An 18,690-nucleotide genomic window follows, 5' to 3' on the forward strand; every position below is an offset into this window, starting at 1 on the left:
GCTATTGATTATTTTGTTGTAAAATTTTAATGTCTTTAATTCGGTCTGCAAAGAAAATACTTTTTTCTGGATATTTCAAAATTAATATTTCATAAGCTTGAATTGCTTTCGAAAATTTTTTTTGTTCCAAATAAACCCGAGCTAATGTTTCGGTCATTAAATGACTTGTTTCTTTAATTTCAATCGGTTTTGCTGGGCTTTCCGTAATATTTTTTGCGGGTTTAATTTTTGGATTTGCCTCAATAAACTTATCAATTATTTCTAATTTCTTTTGTTTATTGGAAAGATTTCCTGCTTTTTCAACGTTTTTTTCTATTGGTTTTGTCTTAACAACCTCTTTTTCTTCCTCATTTTTTCTCTCGATGGGCTTAAAATTGGCTAGTTGTAACCATTCATGGAAGGAATGTTTTTCACTTTGCGTGAACGAAATCGGTTTGCCTATTTCTAATTTTTCTAATCTTGAGGTTTCACTGCCTTCTAAAATGGTTGGGATAATTTCTTCAGGAGCAATTTCTAAAACTACTTCTTCAGTCTCAATTTTCTCAGGAGTAATTTCAATTATTTCTTCAAGAACTACTTCCTCTATAGCAGGTGAAGGTACTTTTATAAATTCAACATCTGCAATTGCTTCAAATTCTACAGTAGGAATGACGGGAAGTTCTAATTCGTTAAGAATGGGCTTTATAACTTCATCTTGAATTTCTGTTTCGTCCGCTACTTGTTGCTTTTCATTGGCAATAAGCTGGCTTTCAACAACGTCGATATCCATAATGAGAGCGAGTTTTTGCTCATAAATATCTTTTTCAATAATTGTAAATTCATCGGAAGTGATAAAATCAAATAAAACACTTCTGTCAACCGTATGTGCTGCAGTTTGCTTAAGAGCAAAATTATATTTGTAGCTATCTTGATTGTATAAACCTTTTAAGTATAAAGCTCTGGCACTTTGAAAATAAGGAAAATTATCCACAACATTTTCCAACGATTTGGCTTGTTTTTCGTTTACCGCATTGGGGTTGTTCAATAGAAAAGTATATTCGCTTAAGTTCAATTTTTATGATTTTATTGTTTTTTCTAATTCAAAGTTAAGAAATTTTTAATCTACTTGCTTTTTTTTACCATTTTGCTAGTGAAGCGTTAAAAACATCTTGTGTAATTCGCTCAAAAATCACTTCTTTTGCTGTTTGTAGAGTTTGACCAATTAGTTGTTGGTCAGCTGGATAGTCATAGAAAAAGCTAAATGGTCTTTCAAAATTATCTTCTTCTTTATTATTGTTGATGTAACGAACATTTACGGTGATAGTCAATCGGTTTTGTGCTGTTCGTTGGTCGGCAGTGGCCTGCATAGGTGTAATTCGATAACCGGTAATTTCTCCTTCATAAATTAAATCGCCGCCAGAATTGGTTAGGCTTAGATTCGTTTGGTTTTGGATTAGATCTTGCAGGGCAATCGTGAAATCTCGTTCGATTCCGGGCTCAATCAATTCGGCAATATTTTGAAAATAATTGACTTGAAACGTTTTAGCATCAATTTTCCCCGTTCCGGTAAAGTTATAGTATTTACAACCTGTCAAAATTACCAACGAAAGAAGCAAAAAACCACTAAATATTTTCTTTTTCATACCCTATTTATAAGTCAAATTGTTTTATTTTTCGATATAAAGTTCGCTCAGAAATTCCTAATTCGTCTGCAGCTGCTTTTCTTTTTCCTTTGTTTCGATCTAAAGCTTTTTTGATGAGTTCAATTTCTTTAGCATCTAAACGTAAGGTTTCTTCTTCTTCGACTGTTTCTGCAAAAAGATAGTCATCTTCATCCTCTTCCTCATCCATAAATTCCTCTTGGTGTGAATTGAGTTGGTTCGGAATTACGCCAACTTGTGGTTCTTCAAAAGCAATTTCTGTATCTTCTTTTTGACCGTATAGTTTTTGAATTAAATTTTTATTGGATTCTTGAACTTTGGACGATCCGCTTTGCATTAATTCTAAGGTTAATTTTTTTAAATCATTCAAATCGCTTTTCATATCAAAAAGCACTTTATACAAGATTTCGCGTTCGTTACTAAAATCACTTGCGGCTTTTTTGTCTTTTACTAAAGCGGGTAAATTTGTGCCTTCTTGTGGGAGATAAGAATTCAAAACCGCATGCGTAATCACTCGATTCGTTTCTAAAACCGATATTTGCTCTGCAATATTTCGCAATTGTCTCACATTTCCGCTCCAGCGATATTTAAGCAATAAATCAACGGCATTGTCTTCTAATTTAATAGCAGGCATTTTATATTTATGAGCAAAATCAGCTGCAAATTTTCGAAATAACAAATGGATATCGTCTTTTCTTTCCCGTAAAGGAGGCAAGGCGATGTCGACTGTACTCAATCTATAATATAAATCTTCTCGAAATTTCCCTTTTTCAATGGCGTCAAACATATTCACGTTGGTAGCCGCTACAATGCGAACATTTGTTTTTTGCACTTGCGAGGAGCCAACTTTTATGAATTCACCATTTTCTAAAACCCGAAGTAATCGCACTTGAGTGGTTAAAGGCAATTCGCCTACTTCGTCTAAAAAAATGGTTCCGCCATTGGCGACTTCAAAATAGCCATCTCGGGCACCCGTTGCTCCGGTAAAAGAGCCTTTTTCATGTCCGAATAGCTCACTGTCAATAGTTCCTTCTGGAATTGCTCCGCAGTTGACAGCAATATATTTTCCGTGTTTTCGATGGGAAAGAGAGTGAATTATTTTAGGAATACTTTCTTTTCCAACGCCACTTTCACCTGTTACCAATACAGAAATATCAGTAGGAGCAACCTGAATTGCTTTTTCTATAGCACGATTCAATTTAGGGTCGTTCCCTATAATTTCAAATCGTTGTTTTATGTTTTGAATGCTTTCCATAGTCATTGCGAGGTACGAAGTAATCATTTGTATTAACCGCTGATCCGCTAATTTATAATTATTTTAAAGGTATACTTAATTTTGTGGTTTTCTATTATTGCATTTTCGAATACCCAACTGCTTTACCAATTAAGGTTGCCGAAGTGCAATCATGAATTTTGACCATTACAAAATCACCTGGTTTATAATTTTCTTTCGGAAAAACCGTCACGACATTTTCTGAAATCCGTCCACTCCAATGTTGATTTGATTTTTTCGATTCTTTTTCAATTAAAACTTCTACGGTTTGACCTAAGAAACGCTTTGTTTTCTTTTCACTAAGCACTTGTTGCAAATCGACAATTTCTTGTAAACGTCTTTTCTTAACTTCTTCGGGAACGTCATCTTCTAGTTTTCGAGCGGCTAAGGTGCCAGGTCGTTCTGAATAAGAAAACATATAACCAAAATCATATTCTACATATTCCATTAAACTCAACGTATCTTGATGGTCTTCTTCCGTTTCTGTTGGAAAACCTGAAATCATATCTTGTGAAATAGAACAACCCGGAATAATCACTTTGATTTTATCAATTAAAGCCATGTATTCTTCTCGAGTGTGTTGCCGATTCATTTCTTTTAAAATTCGGGAGCTTCCACTTTGAACGGGTAAATGTATATAATTACATACGTTTTCGTATTTTGCGATAACATGTAATACTTCTTCATGCATATCTTGCGGATTAGAAGTAGAAAATCGGAAACGCATTTTTGGAAACGAAATCGCACATTGTTCTAATAATTGAGCAAAATCGACAGCAGTGACTTTTTGCATTTCGGTTGCTTTTTCAAAGTCTTTTTTCAAGCCGCCACCATACCATAAATAACTATCAACATTTTGACCTAATAAACAAACTTCTTTAAAACCTCTTGTCCATAAATCGTTGATTTCTCCCAAAATACTTTGTGGTTCACGGCTTCGTTCGCGTCCGCGAGTGAATGGAACAACACAAAACGTGCACATATTATCACAACCTCGTGTGATGGAAACAAAGGCATTTACCCCATTGCTATTTAGTCGAACGGGCGAAATATCACCATACGTTTCATCTTTAGATAAAATGACGTTAATGGCATCACGGCCTTCTTCAACTTCTTTTAAAAGGTTGGGAATATCTTTATAGGCATCAGGACCAACCACCATGTCTACAATTTTCTCTTCTTCTAGAAATTGATTTTTTAAACGTTCGGCCATGCAGCCTAAAACGCCCACTTTCATGCTAGGATTTATTTTTTTTACAGCATTGTATTTTTCTAAACGTTTCCGAATAGTTTGCTCTGCTTTGTCACGAATGGAACATGTGTTTACCAAAACTAAATCGGCTTCTTCAAGTTTTTGAGTGGTATTATAGCCTTGTTCTGTTAAGATGGAAGCTACAATTTCACTATCCGAAAAATTCATCGCACAACCATAGCTCTCTATAAATAACTTTTTTGAATTGCCTTCTTTTTGTTCTAAAACCAGGCTTGTACCTTGTTTTTGCTCTATTATTTCTTTTTCCATACCTGTTATTGTCTTCCTTTTCTTAAACATCTGAATCGGGTAGCAAATATAACATTAAATTTAATTATCTGACAAGATGGCAGACAAGGTTTAACAAATATTTTGATAGAGAATGAATATAAACTAGGGGTTTTTATTTTTCAAAAATCAAAAATTAAAAAAAAACCATACTTTTGTTGCCAAACAAGAAAGAACATGGCAAAGAATTTAGTAATCGTTGAGTCACCTGCAAAAGCAAAAACCATAGAAAAATTTCTAGGCAAAGACTTCCAAGTCGAGTCAAGTTATGGTCACATTGCTGATCTTCCTTCAAAAGAGATTGGGGTAGATGTACTCAATGGTTTTAAACCAAAATATGAGGTGTCATCAGACAAGAAAGCACTCGTAAAGAAACTCAAAGAGTTATCCAAAAACGCAGAAATGGTTTGGTTAGCTTCCGATGAGGATCGTGAGGGAGAAGCTATTTCTTGGCATTTAGCGGAAGAATTAAAATTAGATAAGAAAAAAACAAAACGGATTGTTTTTCATGAAATCACCAAGAATGCGATTTTAAAAGCAATCGAAAATCCGAGAGAAATTGATTATAATTTAGTCAATGCCCAACAAGCTCGTCGGGTTTTAGACCGATTAGTAGGCTATGAACTTTCACCAGTTTTATGGAAAAAAGTTAAAGGAGGATTGTCAGCTGGAAGAGTGCAATCGGTTTCTGTACGTCTGATTGTTGAACGCGAACGCGAAATACAAAACTTCAATACAACTGGTTCTTATGCGGTTTCTGCAGAATTCACTAATGTTGCAGGAAAAACAGTAAAAGCCAAATTGCCAAAAAACTTTGCGACTAAAAAAGAGGCGGAAGATTTTTTAACTAAAAATATTGGGTCAACCTTTAAGGTCGCTGATTTAGAAACGAAACCCGCAAAAAAATCCCCTGCCGCACCTTTTACAACCTCGACTTTGCAACAAGAAGCTGCTCGTAAATTGTATTTGCCGGTAGGAATCACGATGCAAATTGCTCAACGATTATATGAAGCAGGTTTAATTACGTATATGAGAACGGATAGCGTGAACTTGTCGCAAGAAGCGAGAAATGCAGCCCAAGCCGAAATTGTTAAATCGTACGGAAAAGAATATTCACACCCAAGAACGTTTACCTCAAAAAGTAAAGGAGCACAAGAAGCTCACGAAGCAATTCGTCCAACGGATATGTCACAACATACGGTAAATGTGGAAAGAGATCAAGCTCGTTTATACGATTTGATTTGGAAAAGAACCCTAGCTTCTCAAATGAGCGATGCCGCTTTAGAACGTACAAATGTTAAAATTGAAGCTAATAATCACAACGAATTATTTCACGCTTCGGGTGAGGTAATTAAATTTGAAGGTTTTTTAAAAGTATATTTAGAAGGCCATGATGACGAAGATGAAGAACAAGAAGGTATCTTACCAGCATTAAAAACGGGTGAAAGTTTAAACAATAGCTTTATCACCGCAAAAGAACGTTTTTCACAAGCACCAAGTCGGTATACGGAAGCTTCATTAGTAAAAAAATTAGAAGAATTGGGCATTGGTCGTCCGTCAACATATGCTCCAACAATTTCGACTATTATTAGTAGGAATTATGTTGAGAAAGGAACAAATGAAGGAGCTGAACGAAAATATAACCAACTAACGTTAAGAGGAGCAGAAGTTAAAAGTCAGATTTTGGCTGAAATGACGGGTTCTGATAAAGGAAAATTAGTGCCAACCGACATTGGTTCAATTGTTAACGATTTTTTAGTTAAAAACTTTTCGACTATTTTAGATTATAACTTCACCGCAAAAGTAGAGCAAGATTTTGATGAAATTGCCGAAGGAAATGTAGATTGGTCTAAAATGATGCAAGAGTTTTACGACAAGTTTCATCCTAATGTAAAAGAAGTAGAAGAAAATGCAGAACGCGAAAGCGGGGAGCGTATTTTAGGAAAAGATCCAAAATCGGGTAAACAAGTATTAGTGCGTTTAGGAAAGTTTGGTCCGATGGCTCAGATTGGAGAAGCAGATGACGAGACTAAACAATTTGCGAGTTTAATGGCCGATCAAAACATTGGAACTATTACCTTAGAAGAGGCATTGAACTTGTTTTTATTGCCAAAAAATTTAGGTATATATAAAGGAGAAGAAGTAGAAGTGAATAATGGTCGGTTTGGCCCTTATGTTCGTTACGGAAAAACCTTTATTTCTTTGCCAAAAGGAGAAGACCCACTCGATGTTTCGTTAGACAGAGCGACAGAATTAATTGAAGAAAAGAATCAAGCAGACGCACCAATCGGTACGTATGATAGTTTGCCTATTCAAAAAGGAGTCGGTCGTTTTGGTCCTTTTATCAAATGGAACGGGATGTTTATTAATGTGAGCAAAAAATATAATTTCGATAAGTTATCGCAATCAGATTTAAATGAACTCATTGAGGATAAACAACAAAAAGAAATTGATAAAGTTATTCACGATTGGAAAGCAGAAGGAATTAAGGTGGAGAAAGCCCGATGGGGTCGTTCGGTAATTACAAAAGGCAAAATTAAAATTGAACTAGGCAAAGAGGTGGAAGCAGAAAAGCTAACGTTAGCTCAAGTACAAGAATTAATTGAGAAGAAATCTCCTGCAAAAAAAGTTACAGCCAAAAAAGTAGCACCAAAAAAAACAACAGTTAAAAAGACAACTCCCAAAAAGAAATAATACATGGTTTTTGATTTTTTAGAACCCGTTTCAGAAAATGTATTAGGTTTTGTAGAAAATCTAAACGGGCAAACCTTAGGCAGAAAAGTAGTGCTTCATACAGGAGCTGATTTTCCGGATTTGAGTTTTGCGAAAATTGCTTTGGTTGGTGTTTTGGATAATCGTGGAGCCGTTCAGGATAGTTTAGTTGATTTAGATTCGATTCGCAAAGAATTCTATTCTTTATATCCAGGTAACTGGGAATCGACGATTGTTGATTTAGGCAATATCCCTAAAGGAAACAAACAAGAAGACACCTATTTTGTAGTGGCTCAACTTGTAGCTGAACTAGTAAAAAAACAAATTGTACCTATTATAATAGGTGGGAGTCAAGATTTAACCTATGCCATTTATCGTGGCTATGATCATTTAGATCAAATGGTTAATTTAACGGCAATTGATAGTCGTTTTGATTTTGGAAAAGATGAAACTTTGCATACGTCGACTTCTTATCTCTCTAAAATTATCATCAATGAACCTACTAATTTATTTAATTATAGCAACATTGGGTTTCAAACCTATTATAATTCACAAGAAGAAATAGATTTAATAGAAAAATTATATTTTGATTGTTATCGCTTGGGTGAAGTAGCAATTAATCCTAGCATGGCTGAGCCTGTTTTTAGAGATAGTGATTTAGTTTCGTTAGATTTAACATGCATTCAATCAGCAAACTCGGGAAATAATTATATATTTACACCGAATGGTTTTAACGGAAAAGAAATTTGTGCCTTAGCAAGATATGCTGGTTTAAGTGATAAAGTCTCTAGTTTTGGCCTTTTTAATCATCATAACTCGCAACAAGAAAGTGTTTTAATAGCACAAATTATTTGGTATTTTATTGAAGGATATAATTATAGATCTTTAGAATTTCCTAATTTGAATAGAAATAACTTTTTAAAATATATAGTTCCGATTGACGATTTAGAATTAGTGTTTTTTAAAAGTCCCAAAACAGAAAGATGGTGGATTGAAATACCATTTTTTTCAAATGTTAATAATAAATTAAAAAGAAATTCGTTATTGCCATGTATGCATGAAGATTATTTGCGAGCTTGCGACCAAGAAATTCCTGACAGATGGTGGAAGGCACAACGAAAAGAATCATATTGATTGAAAGTAATAGATTACAAATTTTACATAAAGATGTATTTCATCGATAATATATGTATTTTGTCGACTTTTTTCTTTTTTCGTTTAAGGATTCTTAGTAGTTTTGACTTGTAAATAAAAAACAGCATAAAAGATTGCATTTTAAAAAAATTATAAATAGGTTTACGGCCTTAAAAATTCGAGTACATGATAACCCAAATTTATATGAAGAAGTTTATCGCATTATCAACTGTTTTAGTTGTATTGGCTAGTTGTGGTTCAAGCGACAAAGGTGAGCTTGTAGGAGTTCAAGGTAGAAAATGGCATCCAGAGAAACCTTATGGTATGACCTTGATTCCAGGAGGAGCCTATATCATGGGTAAATCCGATGATGATCCTGCAAACGTTCAAGATGCTCCTACAAAAACTGTAACGGTTCGTTCATTCTATATGGATGAAACGGAAATCACGAATAGTGAATACAGACAATATGTAGAATGGGTCAAAGATTCCATTACGAGAATGAAATTAGCTGTCCTGGCCGATGAACTTGGTCAAACTTCTGCTACCGGTGGAGAAAAAGGCGGTGGAAAAAGAGGCGGTGGAAGCATTGGCGATTATGCATTTTCTGATGCAGATCCTGAAAAAATGACACCATACGATAAATATATGTATGAAAACTACTATAGTTTAGGTACAGATGATGATCCGTATGCTGGAAGAAGACTTAACAGAAAAGTAAAGTTGATTAAAGAAACTTCTAAGTATCCTGATGAATACTATGTGGAAGTAATGGACTCAATGTATTTACCTGCAGCTGAATCATATAATGGTTTACGCACCATTAACGTGAATAAGTTAGAGTTTAGCTACACTTGGATGGATATTCAAGCGGCCGCTAAAGCAAAAACCGGTAAACGTTCTGATTTTATTAGAAAAGAAAAAGTAAAAGTATATCCTGATACAACTGCTTGGATCAAAGATTTTGCTTACTCTTATAATGAGCCAATGCACAATGATTATTTTTGGCACCAAGCCTACAGTGATTATCCTGTAGTGGGTGTTTCTTGGAAGCAAGCTAAAGCATTTTGTGCTTGGAGAACTTTGAATAAAAATATTTATATTAAATCTAAAAAGAAAAAACAAGATTTAATTAATACGTTCCGTTTACCAACAGAGGCGGAGTGGGAATATGCCGCTCGTGGTGGTCTGCAATCTGCAACCTATCCTTGGGGAAGTAATTATGCTAAAAATGATAGAGGTTGTTATTTAGCAAACTTCAAACCAAATAGAGGAGATTATGCTGCAGATGAAGCGTTATACACGGTTGAAGCAAAATCATACGAGCCAAACAATTATAACTTATACAACATGGCTGGTAACGTTTCAGAATGGACAGACTCCTCTTATGATGCTGCCTCTTATGAATATGTTTCAACAATGAACCCAACTGTGGGTGATTTGAAAAACAAACGTAAAGTTATCCGTGGAGGTTCATGGAAAGATGTGGCTTACTTCCTTCAAGTAAGTACAAGAGATTACGAATATGCAGATTCTGCTAGAAGTTACATTGGTTTCCGTACCGTACAAGATTATATGGGAACACAATCAACAGGGAACAGCAGAAGATAAATTAGAATTATTAACCAACTTTATATAATTAACTTAACTAACTAAATTTTTATTATTATGGCAATTTTAAGTAAAAAAACAATGAATTTTGCTTATGGAATGGGTGCTGCGGTTGTAATCGTAGGAGCTCTATTCAAAATTATTCACTTTGAAATCGGACCACTAACCGGGAACGTCATGTTAACTATTGGTCTTGTAACGGAGGCTATCATTTTTGCTCTTTCTGCTTTTGAACCAGTAGACACTGATTTAGACTGGTCTTTAGTATATCCTGAATTAGCTGGTGGCGATGCTAAATCAAACAAATCAGTTAAAGAAGATGCTCAAGGATTGTTATCTCAAAAATTAGATGCAATGTTGAAAGATGCTAAATTAGACGGCGAATTAATGGCTAGTTTAGGAAACAGTATCAGAAATTTTGAATCAGCTGCAAAAGGAATTGCTCCTACAGTTGACTCAATGGTAGGTCAGAAAAAATATAGCGAAGAGTTGTCTATGGCTGCTGCTCAAATGGAATCATTAAATAGTTTGTACAAAGTACAATTAGAAAGTGCTACTAGAAATGCAGAAGCTAACAAAGAAATCGCTGATAACGCATCTAAATTAAAAGATCAAATGCAAGCAATGACTGCTAATATCGCATCCTTAAACAATGTTTATGGAGGTATGTTGTCTGCAATGGGAAATAAAGGATAATTAGTTTTATCAATTTAATACAAACTAACAAAACTAATTAGAAAAAATGGCAGGAGGAAAATTAACCCCTAGACAGAAGATGATTAACCTGATGTACTTGGTTTTCATCGCAATGTTGGCATTAAATATGTCAAAAGAAGTACTTTCAGCATTTGGATTGATGAATGAAAAATTCGAAGATTCAAACACTGCTGCAGTTGCTTCTAATGCTCAAATGTTAAGTAGCTTAGACCAAAAAGCCTCAGAGGCTGGCGGTGAATTTGCTACTGCTGCAACAACAGCACACAAAGTAGAAAAAATCACTAAAGCTTTCTATGATTACATCGCTGCATTAAAAACAGATGTGTTAACAGGAACTGAAGTGGACGAGGAAACAGGAAAGTTACCTTATGAGGCAATGGATAAAGCAGACAATATTGATCATTTGTGGTTTAGCCCATCGGGTTATTCTCCAAAAGGACAAGAAATCATGACTACCATTGAAAAATATAAAACAGACATGAAAGCAGCTTTGGGAACTAACAAAAAATTAAGTTCTATTGTTGCTGAAGTAGATAACAAATTTGATTTAGCTAAAGTTAAAAACAAAGATGGAGTACAAATTGATTATCTAGATTACCACTTTAAAGGTTTTCCTGCTATCGCTTCATTAGCTAAGCTTTCTGCTTGGCAAGGTGATATTAAAAAAGCTGAAACAGATGTCTATAATACATTGTTAGGAAAAGCGGCTGTAGCTGCTGCTTCTTACAGTAATTATCAAGCAATTGTGGTTTTAGATAAAAATGCATATTTTCAAGGAGAAACAGTTACTGGTAAAGTAGTATTAGGTCGTTATGATGCGAATACAACACCAACTAAATTCGTCGGTCCTGGTAAAATTGAAAATGGTCAAGCAGTTATCTCTTTAACAGCGGGTGCTGTGGGTGAGCAAAATATCAACGGACAATTTAGCTTTATGGAAGATGGAAAAGAAATTCCATTAAAATTTGAAGGTAAGTATGTAGTAGTTCCTCAACCAAAAGAAGCTACTATTTCTGCTGATAAAATGAATGTGGTTTATCGTGGGGTTGTTAACCCAATGACTATTTCGTTTGCTGGAGTTTCCGATGTAGATGTTACGGCATCAGCACCTGGTTTATCTAGAGGAAGTGGTGTTGGTAAATACAACATGAGTCCAGGTCAAGGTACTGAGGCAGTTATCAATGTAACAGCTAAATTACCGGGTGGAAAATCAGCTAGTTCTAAAAAAGTATTCCGTATCAAAGGTATTCCTGCTCCGGTAGGTGCTATTGGTGGTGAAATGTATTCTGTTAAAGGAGCAAAATCTAGATTAGAGGTTTCACAAGTAATGGCTAAATTACCAGATTTTGATTTTGATGTGCAGTTAAATGTAACAGCATTCACGTTTAAAGTGCCTGGTCAAGCTGCAGTTATTGTTTCTGGCGATAGAGTTAATGCTCAATGTAAAGCGGCCTTAGCAAGAGCTGGAAGAGGTGATGTAGTAACTATTTCTGATATTAAAACACAATTAGTGGGTTCTTCTATCATGTTACCAAGAACTGCTCCAGTAATTTATGAAATACAATAATTAAGTCTAATTTTCGTTATTCCCTTAAGTTAACCTACAAATTATACACAATGAAAATGAATAAAGTTTTAGCCCTATTTTCGGTTTTTATGCTTACTCAAATGAGTTTTGCACAATCGAATTTATTAAATGCTAAGTCTCCTAGTGAAATTGGCAAAAAAACAGCAGCCCAAGAAGAAAGTGATAACGACAAACCACTTCAATATGGTTATGTTGCCGATAGAGATGTATTGATGGGTAAAATGGTTTGGGAAATCATCGATTTAGATGAACGAATCAACTTTCCGTTATACTTCCCGATTGACACAGCAAATATTGGTAAAGACAGACGTTCATTATTCGATGTGTTGATTAAAGAGATTAAAAATGGTCGAATTACAGAAGTGTACTATGATGATTATTTTAATACTAAAAAATCATTAAAAGACATGTCTTCTTCGTTCACGTATATCGATACAACCAATGCTGGTCGTGAAGAAATTAATACCTATTATGATGATTATAAATCTGGTGCTAAAGTTTTAGATCCCCAGTATATCGACAAGAGAGAATTAACTTCTATCGATGTATCAGGATATAAAATCAAAGGATATTGGTATTTTGACAAACGTCAAGGTGAAATGAAATACCGTTTATTAGGTATTTGTCCAGTATCTCCAGAAGCTCGTGAAATTGGAGTTGAGAATCCAGACGTAATCGAATTATTTTGGGTTTATTTCCCGTCAATTCGTGATGTGTTACATGAGTGGAAAGCATTTAATAACGAAAATTCTGCTATGCCAATGACCTTTGACCATTTGTTGAATTCACGCCGATTTAGTGGAGTAATTTACAAAGAAGAAAATGTGTATGGCGACAGACAAATTCAAGAATACATGCGAGATAATGCCTTAAATCAACTGTTAGAATCTGAAAGAGTTAAAGAAAAAATCAGAGACTTTGAGCAAGATATGTGGAATTACTAAGCATAAAATAAATAATCAAAAAACTCTTACTGTCAAGTAAGAGTTTTTTATTTTTGTGAGATGAAAGATTATTTAATTGTCGGTTGCGGTTTAGCTGGTATTGCTTTTGCAGAAATTGCACTACAGCATCAAAAAACTATTTCGGTTTTTGAAAATTATTCTCAAAACTCCTCAAAAGTTGCGGGGGGTTTATATAATCCAGTAATTCTAAAACGTTTTTCAGAAGTATGGAACGCCCAAGAACAGCTTCAGTTACTTCAGGTGTTTTACCAAGGACTTGAACAAAAACTTAAGTCAAAGTTCGATTTTCCTGTACCTATTTTTCGTAAAATATATTCTGTTCAAGAACAAAATAATTGGGTTCTTGCTACTGATAAACTAAATTTAGCACCTTTTTTATCTCCCGATATTAAGCACATCAAATATAACGGTATCGATTCCCCTTTTGGATACGGCGAAGTTCTCCAATCAGGTTATGTGGATACGAATTTATTACTTCAAAAATACCAAGCTTATTTAACTGAGTTACATCTTTTAAATCAAGAATCAATTGATTATAGCCAATTGAAAATACATGCTGATTATGTTTCCTACCAAGACGAACAATACAAAGAAGTAGTTTTTGCAGAAGGATTTGGAATTCATGCTAATCCTTTTTTTTCTTGTTTACCACTTGATGGAACAAAAGGCGAATTAATAGTTATAAAAGCTCCAGATTTAAAGTTGGACGCAATTATTAAGTCGTCTGTTTTTATTCTTCCAATCGGGAATGATTTATATAAAGTAGGAGCAACTTATAATTGGCAAGATAAAACAGCCACCCCAACAGAAGCTGGAAAAAACGAATTGCTAACACATTTAAAAAATTTACTTCATTCTGAATTTGAAGTGATAGACCATTTGGCTGGCGTAAGACCTACTGTAAAGGACAGAAGGCCTCTCGTGGGAACTCACCCAAGTTTTTCAAGACTGCATGTGTTAAACGGGCTAGGAACGCGTGGAGTAATGCTCGCTCCTTCTATGGCCCAAAGTTTGTATGATAAAATTGAAAATCAAACCCCACTTTCATTAGAAATCGATATTCAACGATTAAAAAAAATTAATTGGACGTAGATTTGTGTTTTTCCCAATCTTTGTCAAAATGAATAAACATATTAATCCAAATATTTCTAGAAAGACGTAATGTTACAGGATACGTTAAAATTAAAGTAATCACAATGGCAATAAACGAATGAAGTAAGCCTAATCCTACAAAGACATTGGCTATGATAAAAGACGCTACCCCAAAGGCAATACTCACCCCATAACTAACATACATAGCTCCATAAAAAAAGGAAGGTTCCAATTTATAACGGGTCGCACAATGACTGCATTTTTCATGCATATCAAATATCGTCCCTAATTTATAAGGGTTTTTCTCCACATACATACTTTCTTCTTGGCATTTAGGACAACTTCCTGTTAAAATGCTATTCAATTTGGATCCTTTTTTTAACATTTGCAAAAAATTTTATACAAAGGTATCTTTTTACTTATCTACCAATGTAACTTATGTAACAAAATTATGCTAAACATTCACAATTTATCGGTTTCTTTTGGTGGCACTTATTTATTTGAAGAAGTCACTTTTCGATTAGGCTCTGGCGATAGAGTAGGTCTGGTAGGAAAAAATGGAGCCGGAAAATCGACGATGCTAAAAATTTTAGCTGGTGATTTTAAGCCAGATTCAGGTCAAATTGCCACAGAGAAGGAAGTAAAAATGGGTTTTCTTCGTCAAGATATCGATTTTGAACTTGGCCGAACAGTATTAGAAGAAGCCTACCAAGCTTTTGAAGACATTAAGAAAACCGAGTACCGAATTGAGGAAATTAACCATCAATTGGTCACACGAACCGATTATGAAAGTCAAATTTATTCGGAATTTATTGATGAATTAAGCGATGCCACGCATCATTATGAAGTTTTAGGCGGATATAATTATGTAGGCGATACAGAAAAAATTCTTTTAGGTTTAGGATTTAAAAGAGAAGATTTCAATAACCAAACCGATACGTTTTCTGGCGGTTGGCGAATGCGAATTGAATTAGCAAAATTATTACTTCAAACAAATGATATTTTATTACTCGATGAGCCTACCAATCACTTGGATATTGAAAGTATCATTTGGTTAGAAGGCTTTTTAAGAAATTTTCCCGGCGTAGTGGTCATCGTTTCACACGATAAAATGTTTTTAGATAATGTAACAAATAGAACCATCGAGATTTCCTTAGGGAAAGCCTATGATTTTAATAAACCGTATTCACAATATTTACTTTTACGAGAAGAAATTCGCGAAAAGCAATTGGCAACGCAGAAAAATCAAGCTAAAAAAATTGAAGAAACGGAGAAGTTGATTGAAAAATTTCGTGCCAAAGCGAGTAAAGCTTCCATGGCTCAATCCTTAATTAAAAAATTAGATAAAGTAGAACGAATTGAAGTTGATGAAGATGACAATTCGGTGATGAATATTTCTTTTCCACTCTCGCAAACTCCAGGAAGAGTCGTGATAGAAGCGGAACATGTTACTAAAGCGTATGGCGATAAAACTATTTTAAAAGATATTTCGCTTTTGGTTGAACGCGGCAGTAAAATTGCATTCGTAGGTCAAAACGGACAAGGAAAGTCGACCTTTATCAAAGCGATTGTCAATGAATTTAAATATGACGGAACCATTAAATTGGGTCACAACGTTCAGTTGGGATATTTTGCCCAAAATCAAGCGGAATATTTAGATGGCGAAATTACTTTGTTAGAAACCATGGTCAATGCCGCTACCGATGGCAATCGGGCTAGAGTGCGAGACATGTTGGGCTCTTTTTTATTCCGAGGGGATGATGTTGAAAAGAAAGTAAAAGTGCTTTCTGGAGGTGAACGTAATCGACTGGCATTGTGTAAGTTGTTATTGCAACCCATCAACGTTTTATTAATGGATGAGCCAACCAATCACTTGGATATTAAGTCTAAGAATGTATTGAAAGCGGCGTTAAATAAATTTGAAGGCACCTTATTATTGGTTTCGCATGATAGAGATTTTCTGCAAGGAATGGCCAATACCGTGTATGAATTTAAAGACCAAAAAATTAGAGAATATTTGGGCGATATTAATTTCTTCTTAGAGCAACGTAATGCGATTAATATGCGTGAAATTGAAAAGAAAGATGTTGTTACTGCTGCTCCAATTCAAAAAGGACCAAAGACGATTTCGTATGAAGATCAAAAGAAAAATAAGGCATTACAAAACCGACTAAGTAAAGTAGAAAGCTTAATCAAACAACTGGAAATCGCTTTGCAAAATGACGATAAAGCCTTGGCATCCAACTATGATAAACACATTGAAGATGCAAGTTTTTTTATGGCTTACACCAAAAAGAAAGAAGAATTGGATGCTTTATTAGAAGAATGGGAAACAATTCAATTGGAAATTGAAACGATAAATTCCTAAGTTATATTCAAAATAGAATGAAAATTCAGAAAAATTTGCATTTACTTATTTCAACTCTAATCGTTGTCCCGGCAGCGTTAATCTATGGATTGTTTCCAGAACAATCGCTGCCAATAATGTTTGATTTTCATGTTGAAACAACCGATTTAAAAAATGTTTTTCGTGCTATTTTAGGTTTATATTTGGCTTTTTCACTACTGTGGATAATGGGAATTTTAAATTCCTCGTTGTGGAAAGTAGCCACGCTTTCTAATTTTGTCTTTATGACCGGTTTAGTTTTTGGACGAATTTTTAGTATGCTCGTTGATGGTCTTCCTTCACCAGCTTTTACTTTTGGAGTTCTAGGAGAATTAATTTTAGCGATTTTTGCTTTTTTACAGTATCAAAAATTTAAGGATTTTCCTTAAACGGATTGCGTTCTTTCCACGTTGATTTAGGCTCTAAACTTGCAAAAAACGTACTCATATTGAGATTTATTAATCGGTTAGAATGCTGAATCAAACCTGTCATTTTTTCTGGCTTTGCTCCAATTGAACTCTTGATTTCTAACGCAGTTCTAGCAAATACAATTTCTTTAAACCCTTTGTTAATAGAGTAGGCAACCATATCATAAAGCATATTTAAATACAACATTTTTTCACGTTGAATTTGCTCATCGTATCCTAAAAAATAAGTATCCATTTGGTCACCATTTTTTACTAAGGTGTTAAAACCAATGAGTTCTCCTTTTTCAAAATAACCGTAAAATAAAAATTTATCCTTTAGTTTTTCCTTCATCATCCTGAAATGGTTTTTTGCCAAGAAAAAGGTGTTAAATGGAGCATTCAAGGCCACGTGATGATACAATTCATAAATCGTATCTTCCAAGAAAATAATCGCATTTAAGTCCAATTTTTGTTTTTCAATTCCTTCTCCTTTTTTCCGACATCGTTTGTACTGGTCGCGGTATTTTTTAGTTAAAGAACTCAAATAATCGTCAAATGTTTTCCAATGATCCCATGAGCAGAAAACCATATTGGGTTGGGTTGTAAACCGATAAAAATTCGAAAAAATTGGCGTCGAAAAAGCAGTAAGCTCTTCTTGGTTAAAATCTTTAAAAGTGGTAAGATGTGTTTTTAATCCTTGCTTTTTTAAATTTTCTCGAATGGCTAAACTTGCTAGATGTAAAACTTCAACTCCTTTAACAAGATTAACTTCTATTGAAAAACAAAAGGCATTTTGACCTGTGAGCATGTTGTTTCCAATAAATAAAACATGAGCTCCAAAATTTCTAAAAATTATATTTCTAAAAAATGTTTTGATGCATTTATCACGTTCTCCAAAGGATTCCAATTGATTTAAATTTAAAAACTGTGCTAATGAAATACCAACTAGTTTTGTGTTTTCAAATAAGCCAATATAAAAACATTGCATATTTAATGGAGCAGATTGTTCTAATGCTTCTAAATACGGGATCGATAAAAAAACATTCGATGCAGCAAGGTTATTCCATTGATCTGGAAGTTGGCTGACTGTTTCGTAAAGTGTAAAAGTATAAGTGGAATTCAAAAAATAAAGAGTTTCGTAATAAGTGGATAAAGTTAAAGTATATTGAAAAAACAAGAATCTTTTTTAACTTTATATAAAATTATAAATTATGAATTATTCTGTAAACAGCATTCAAGAAAAAATTAAGGACTTAAACGGTTGGGATTTTAAAAATAATACGCTTGAAAAAAAGTATGAATTTAAAAATTTCACAGAAGCAATGGGTTTTCTTATCCAACTTGCTTTTCTTGCCGAAAAGCAAAATCATCATCCCGAAATTGTAAACGTGTATAACAAAGTGACACTCCGCTTATCCACGCATGACCAAGATGGCGTTACCGACAAGGATTTTACATTGGCGGCTGCAATTGATGGGCTAAATTAAACCCATCCACATACAATAGCTCCCATTATCGTCATGCTTACTGTCCAATAGCCAGCATGAATAAAAATATATTTCCAAGACTTTCGTTCAAATAACCCGTTGATAGCAACCATCGGTAAGGCCAAAAATAAACCGCTC

At 34.3% G+C, this 18,690-nt stretch carries 17 protein-coding genes; 10 read left to right on the plus strand and 7 right to left on the minus strand.

Features of this window, described 5'->3' with window-relative positions; genetic code table 11:
• Position 1 precedes the first annotated feature (1 nt).
• The 4 genes from PHR76_RS02480 to miaB all read right to left on the minus strand — a co-directional run bounded on the left by PHR76_RS02480 (position 2) and on the right by miaB (position 4,435).
• The gene (locus PHR76_RS02480; RefSeq protein ID WP_300058152.1) at positions 2 to 1,051 is read right to left on the minus strand and encodes a tetratricopeptide repeat protein; all 1,050 of its coding nucleotides are present in this window, start codon (positions 1,049 to 1,051) and stop codon (positions 2 to 4) included.
• Between the two features lie 64 nt (positions 1,052 to 1,115).
• Complete coding sequence (locus PHR76_RS02485) at positions 1,116 to 1,622, minus strand: LptE family protein (RefSeq protein ID WP_300058155.1); 507 nt, start codon at positions 1,620 to 1,622, stop codon at positions 1,116 to 1,118.
• A gap of 7 nt (positions 1,623 to 1,629) precedes the next feature.
• The gene (locus PHR76_RS02490) at positions 1,630 to 2,895 is read right to left on the minus strand and encodes a sigma 54-interacting transcriptional regulator (RefSeq protein WP_300058196.1); all 1,266 of its coding nucleotides are present in this window, start codon (positions 2,893 to 2,895) and stop codon (positions 1,630 to 1,632) included.
• A 94-nt stretch (positions 2,896 to 2,989) separates the two neighbouring features.
• Positions 2,990 to 4,435 carry a tRNA (N6-isopentenyl adenosine(37)-C2)-methylthiotransferase MiaB gene (miaB, locus tag PHR76_RS02495; protein WP_300058157.1) on the minus strand — a complete coding sequence of 482 codons (1,446 nt, stop codon included), beginning with the start codon at positions 4,433 to 4,435 and terminating at the stop codon, positions 2,990 to 2,992.
• Positions 4,436 to 4,630: 195 nt separating this feature from the next.
• On the opposite strand from miaB, the gene topA reads away from it, so the two are divergent.
• The 7 genes from topA to PHR76_RS02530 all read left to right on the plus strand — a co-directional run bounded on the left by topA (position 4,631) and on the right by PHR76_RS02530 (position 14,272).
• The gene (gene topA, locus PHR76_RS02500) at positions 4,631 to 7,147 is read left to right on the plus strand and encodes a type I DNA topoisomerase (protein WP_300058160.1); all 2,517 of its coding nucleotides are present in this window, start codon (positions 4,631 to 4,633) and stop codon (positions 7,145 to 7,147) included.
• A 3-nt stretch (positions 7,148 to 7,150) separates the two neighbouring features.
• Positions 7,151 to 8,299 (plus strand): formimidoylglutamase, encoded by a 1,149-nt coding sequence (locus PHR76_RS02505; RefSeq protein WP_300058162.1) that lies wholly within the window; start codon positions 7,151 to 7,153, stop codon positions 8,297 to 8,299.
• 204 nt (positions 8,300 to 8,503) lie between these two features.
• Positions 8,504 to 9,910, plus strand: a complete 1,407-nt coding sequence (gldK, locus tag PHR76_RS02510; protein ID WP_300058165.1) for a gliding motility lipoprotein GldK — start codon at positions 8,504 to 8,506, stop codon at positions 9,908 to 9,910.
• A gap of 57 nt (positions 9,911 to 9,967) precedes the next feature.
• On the plus strand, positions 9,968 to 10,606 hold the full coding sequence (gene gldL / locus PHR76_RS02515) for a gliding motility protein GldL (RefSeq protein WP_300058168.1): 639 nt from the start codon (positions 9,968 to 9,970) through the stop codon (positions 10,604 to 10,606).
• Positions 10,607 to 10,652: 46 nt separating this feature from the next.
• On the plus strand, positions 10,653 to 12,194 hold the full coding sequence (gene gldM / locus PHR76_RS02520; protein ID WP_300058171.1) for a gliding motility protein GldM: 1,542 nt from the start codon (positions 10,653 to 10,655) through the stop codon (positions 12,192 to 12,194).
• 50 nt (positions 12,195 to 12,244) lie between these two features.
• On the plus strand, positions 12,245 to 13,159 hold the full coding sequence (gene gldN, locus PHR76_RS02525; protein WP_300058173.1) for a gliding motility protein GldN: 915 nt from the start codon (positions 12,245 to 12,247) through the stop codon (positions 13,157 to 13,159).
• A 60-nt stretch (positions 13,160 to 13,219) separates the two neighbouring features.
• Positions 13,220 to 14,272 (plus strand): FAD-dependent oxidoreductase, encoded by a 1,053-nt coding sequence (locus tag PHR76_RS02530; protein ID WP_300058176.1) that lies wholly within the window; start codon positions 13,220 to 13,222, stop codon positions 14,270 to 14,272.
• On the opposite strand, the gene PHR76_RS02535 is transcribed toward PHR76_RS02530, so the two are convergent.
• Entirely contained in the window at positions 14,259 to 14,657 is a 399-nt protein-coding gene (locus tag PHR76_RS02535; RefSeq protein ID WP_300058178.1) for a DUF983 domain-containing protein, read from the minus strand. The genes PHR76_RS02530 and PHR76_RS02535 overlap by 14 nt on opposite strands.
• A 66-nt stretch (positions 14,658 to 14,723) precedes the next feature.
• Here PHR76_RS02535 and PHR76_RS02540 point away from each other — a divergent pair, with 66 nt between their 5' ends.
• Positions 14,724 to 16,640 (plus strand): ABC-F family ATP-binding cassette domain-containing protein, encoded by a 1,917-nt coding sequence (locus tag PHR76_RS02540; protein ID WP_300058181.1) that lies wholly within the window; start codon positions 14,724 to 14,726, stop codon positions 16,638 to 16,640.
• 17 nt (positions 16,641 to 16,657) lie between these two features.
• On the plus strand, positions 16,658 to 17,047 hold the full coding sequence (locus tag PHR76_RS02545; RefSeq protein ID WP_300058184.1) for a DUF4345 domain-containing protein: 390 nt from the start codon (positions 16,658 to 16,660) through the stop codon (positions 17,045 to 17,047).
• On the opposite strand, the gene PHR76_RS02550 is transcribed toward PHR76_RS02545, so the two are convergent.
• The gene (locus PHR76_RS02550; protein ID WP_300058187.1) at positions 17,031 to 18,188 is read right to left on the minus strand and encodes a peptidogalycan biosysnthesis protein; all 1,158 of its coding nucleotides are present in this window, start codon (positions 18,186 to 18,188) and stop codon (positions 17,031 to 17,033) included. The genes PHR76_RS02545 and PHR76_RS02550 overlap by 17 nt on opposite strands.
• Before the next feature lie 88 nt (positions 18,189 to 18,276).
• Here PHR76_RS02550 and PHR76_RS02555 point away from each other — a divergent pair, with 88 nt between their 5' ends.
• On the plus strand, positions 18,277 to 18,552 hold the full coding sequence (locus PHR76_RS02555; RefSeq protein WP_300058190.1) for a 4a-hydroxytetrahydrobiopterin dehydratase: 276 nt from the start codon (positions 18,277 to 18,279) through the stop codon (positions 18,550 to 18,552).
• Here PHR76_RS02555 and PHR76_RS02560 read toward each other — a convergent pair.
• Positions 18,549 to 18,677 (minus strand): DUF1761 domain-containing protein, encoded by a 129-nt coding sequence (locus PHR76_RS02560; protein WP_366143562.1) that lies wholly within the window; start codon positions 18,675 to 18,677, stop codon positions 18,549 to 18,551. The genes PHR76_RS02555 and PHR76_RS02560 overlap by 4 nt on opposite strands.
• Positions 18,678 to 18,690: the final 13 nt, after the last annotated feature.

It is taken from the genome of Flavobacterium sp. (genome assembly GCF_028689845.1).
In the GTDB taxonomy this organism is placed as follows: domain Bacteria; phylum Bacteroidota; class Bacteroidia; order Flavobacteriales; family Flavobacteriaceae; genus Flavobacterium.

Bases quoted from the DNA above. Each gene is read 5' to 3' on its own strand.
- PHR76_RS02490 (WP_300058196.1), bottom strand. From the start codon at position 2,895: ATGGAAAGCATTCAAAACATAAAACAACGATTTGAAATTATAGGGAAC.
- topA (WP_300058160.1), top strand. From the start codon at position 4,631: ATGGCAAAGAATTTAGTAATCGTTGAGTCACCTGCAAAAGCAAAAACC.
- PHR76_RS02485 (WP_300058155.1), bottom strand. From the start codon at position 1,622: ATGAAAAAGAAAATATTTAGTGGTTTTTTGCTTCTTTCGTTGGTAATT.
- PHR76_RS02540 (WP_300058181.1), top strand. From the start codon at position 14,724: ATGCTAAACATTCACAATTTATCGGTTTCTTTTGGTGGCACTTATTTA.
- gldN (WP_300058173.1), top strand. From the start codon at position 12,245: ATGAAAATGAATAAAGTTTTAGCCCTATTTTCGGTTTTTATGCTTACT.
- PHR76_RS02530 (WP_300058176.1), top strand. From the start codon at position 13,220: ATGAAAGATTATTTAATTGTCGGTTGCGGTTTAGCTGGTATTGCTTTT.
- PHR76_RS02535 (WP_300058178.1), bottom strand. From the start codon at position 14,657: ATGTTAAAAAAAGGATCCAAATTGAATAGCATTTTAACAGGAAGTTGT.
- PHR76_RS02545 (WP_300058184.1), top strand. From the start codon at position 16,658: ATGAAAATTCAGAAAAATTTGCATTTACTTATTTCAACTCTAATCGTT.
- gldL (WP_300058168.1), top strand. From the start codon at position 9,968: ATGGCAATTTTAAGTAAAAAAACAATGAATTTTGCTTATGGAATGGGT.
- gldM (WP_300058171.1), top strand. From the start codon at position 10,653: ATGGCAGGAGGAAAATTAACCCCTAGACAGAAGATGATTAACCTGATG.
- PHR76_RS02555 (WP_300058190.1), top strand. From the start codon at position 18,277: ATGAATTATTCTGTAAACAGCATTCAAGAAAAAATTAAGGACTTAAAC.
- PHR76_RS02505 (WP_300058162.1), top strand. From the start codon at position 7,151: ATGGTTTTTGATTTTTTAGAACCCGTTTCAGAAAATGTATTAGGTTTT.
- gldK (WP_300058165.1), top strand. From the start codon at position 8,504: ATGAAGAAGTTTATCGCATTATCAACTGTTTTAGTTGTATTGGCTAGT.
- miaB (WP_300058157.1), bottom strand. From the start codon at position 4,435: ATGGAAAAAGAAATAATAGAGCAAAAACAAGGTACAAGCCTGGTTTTA.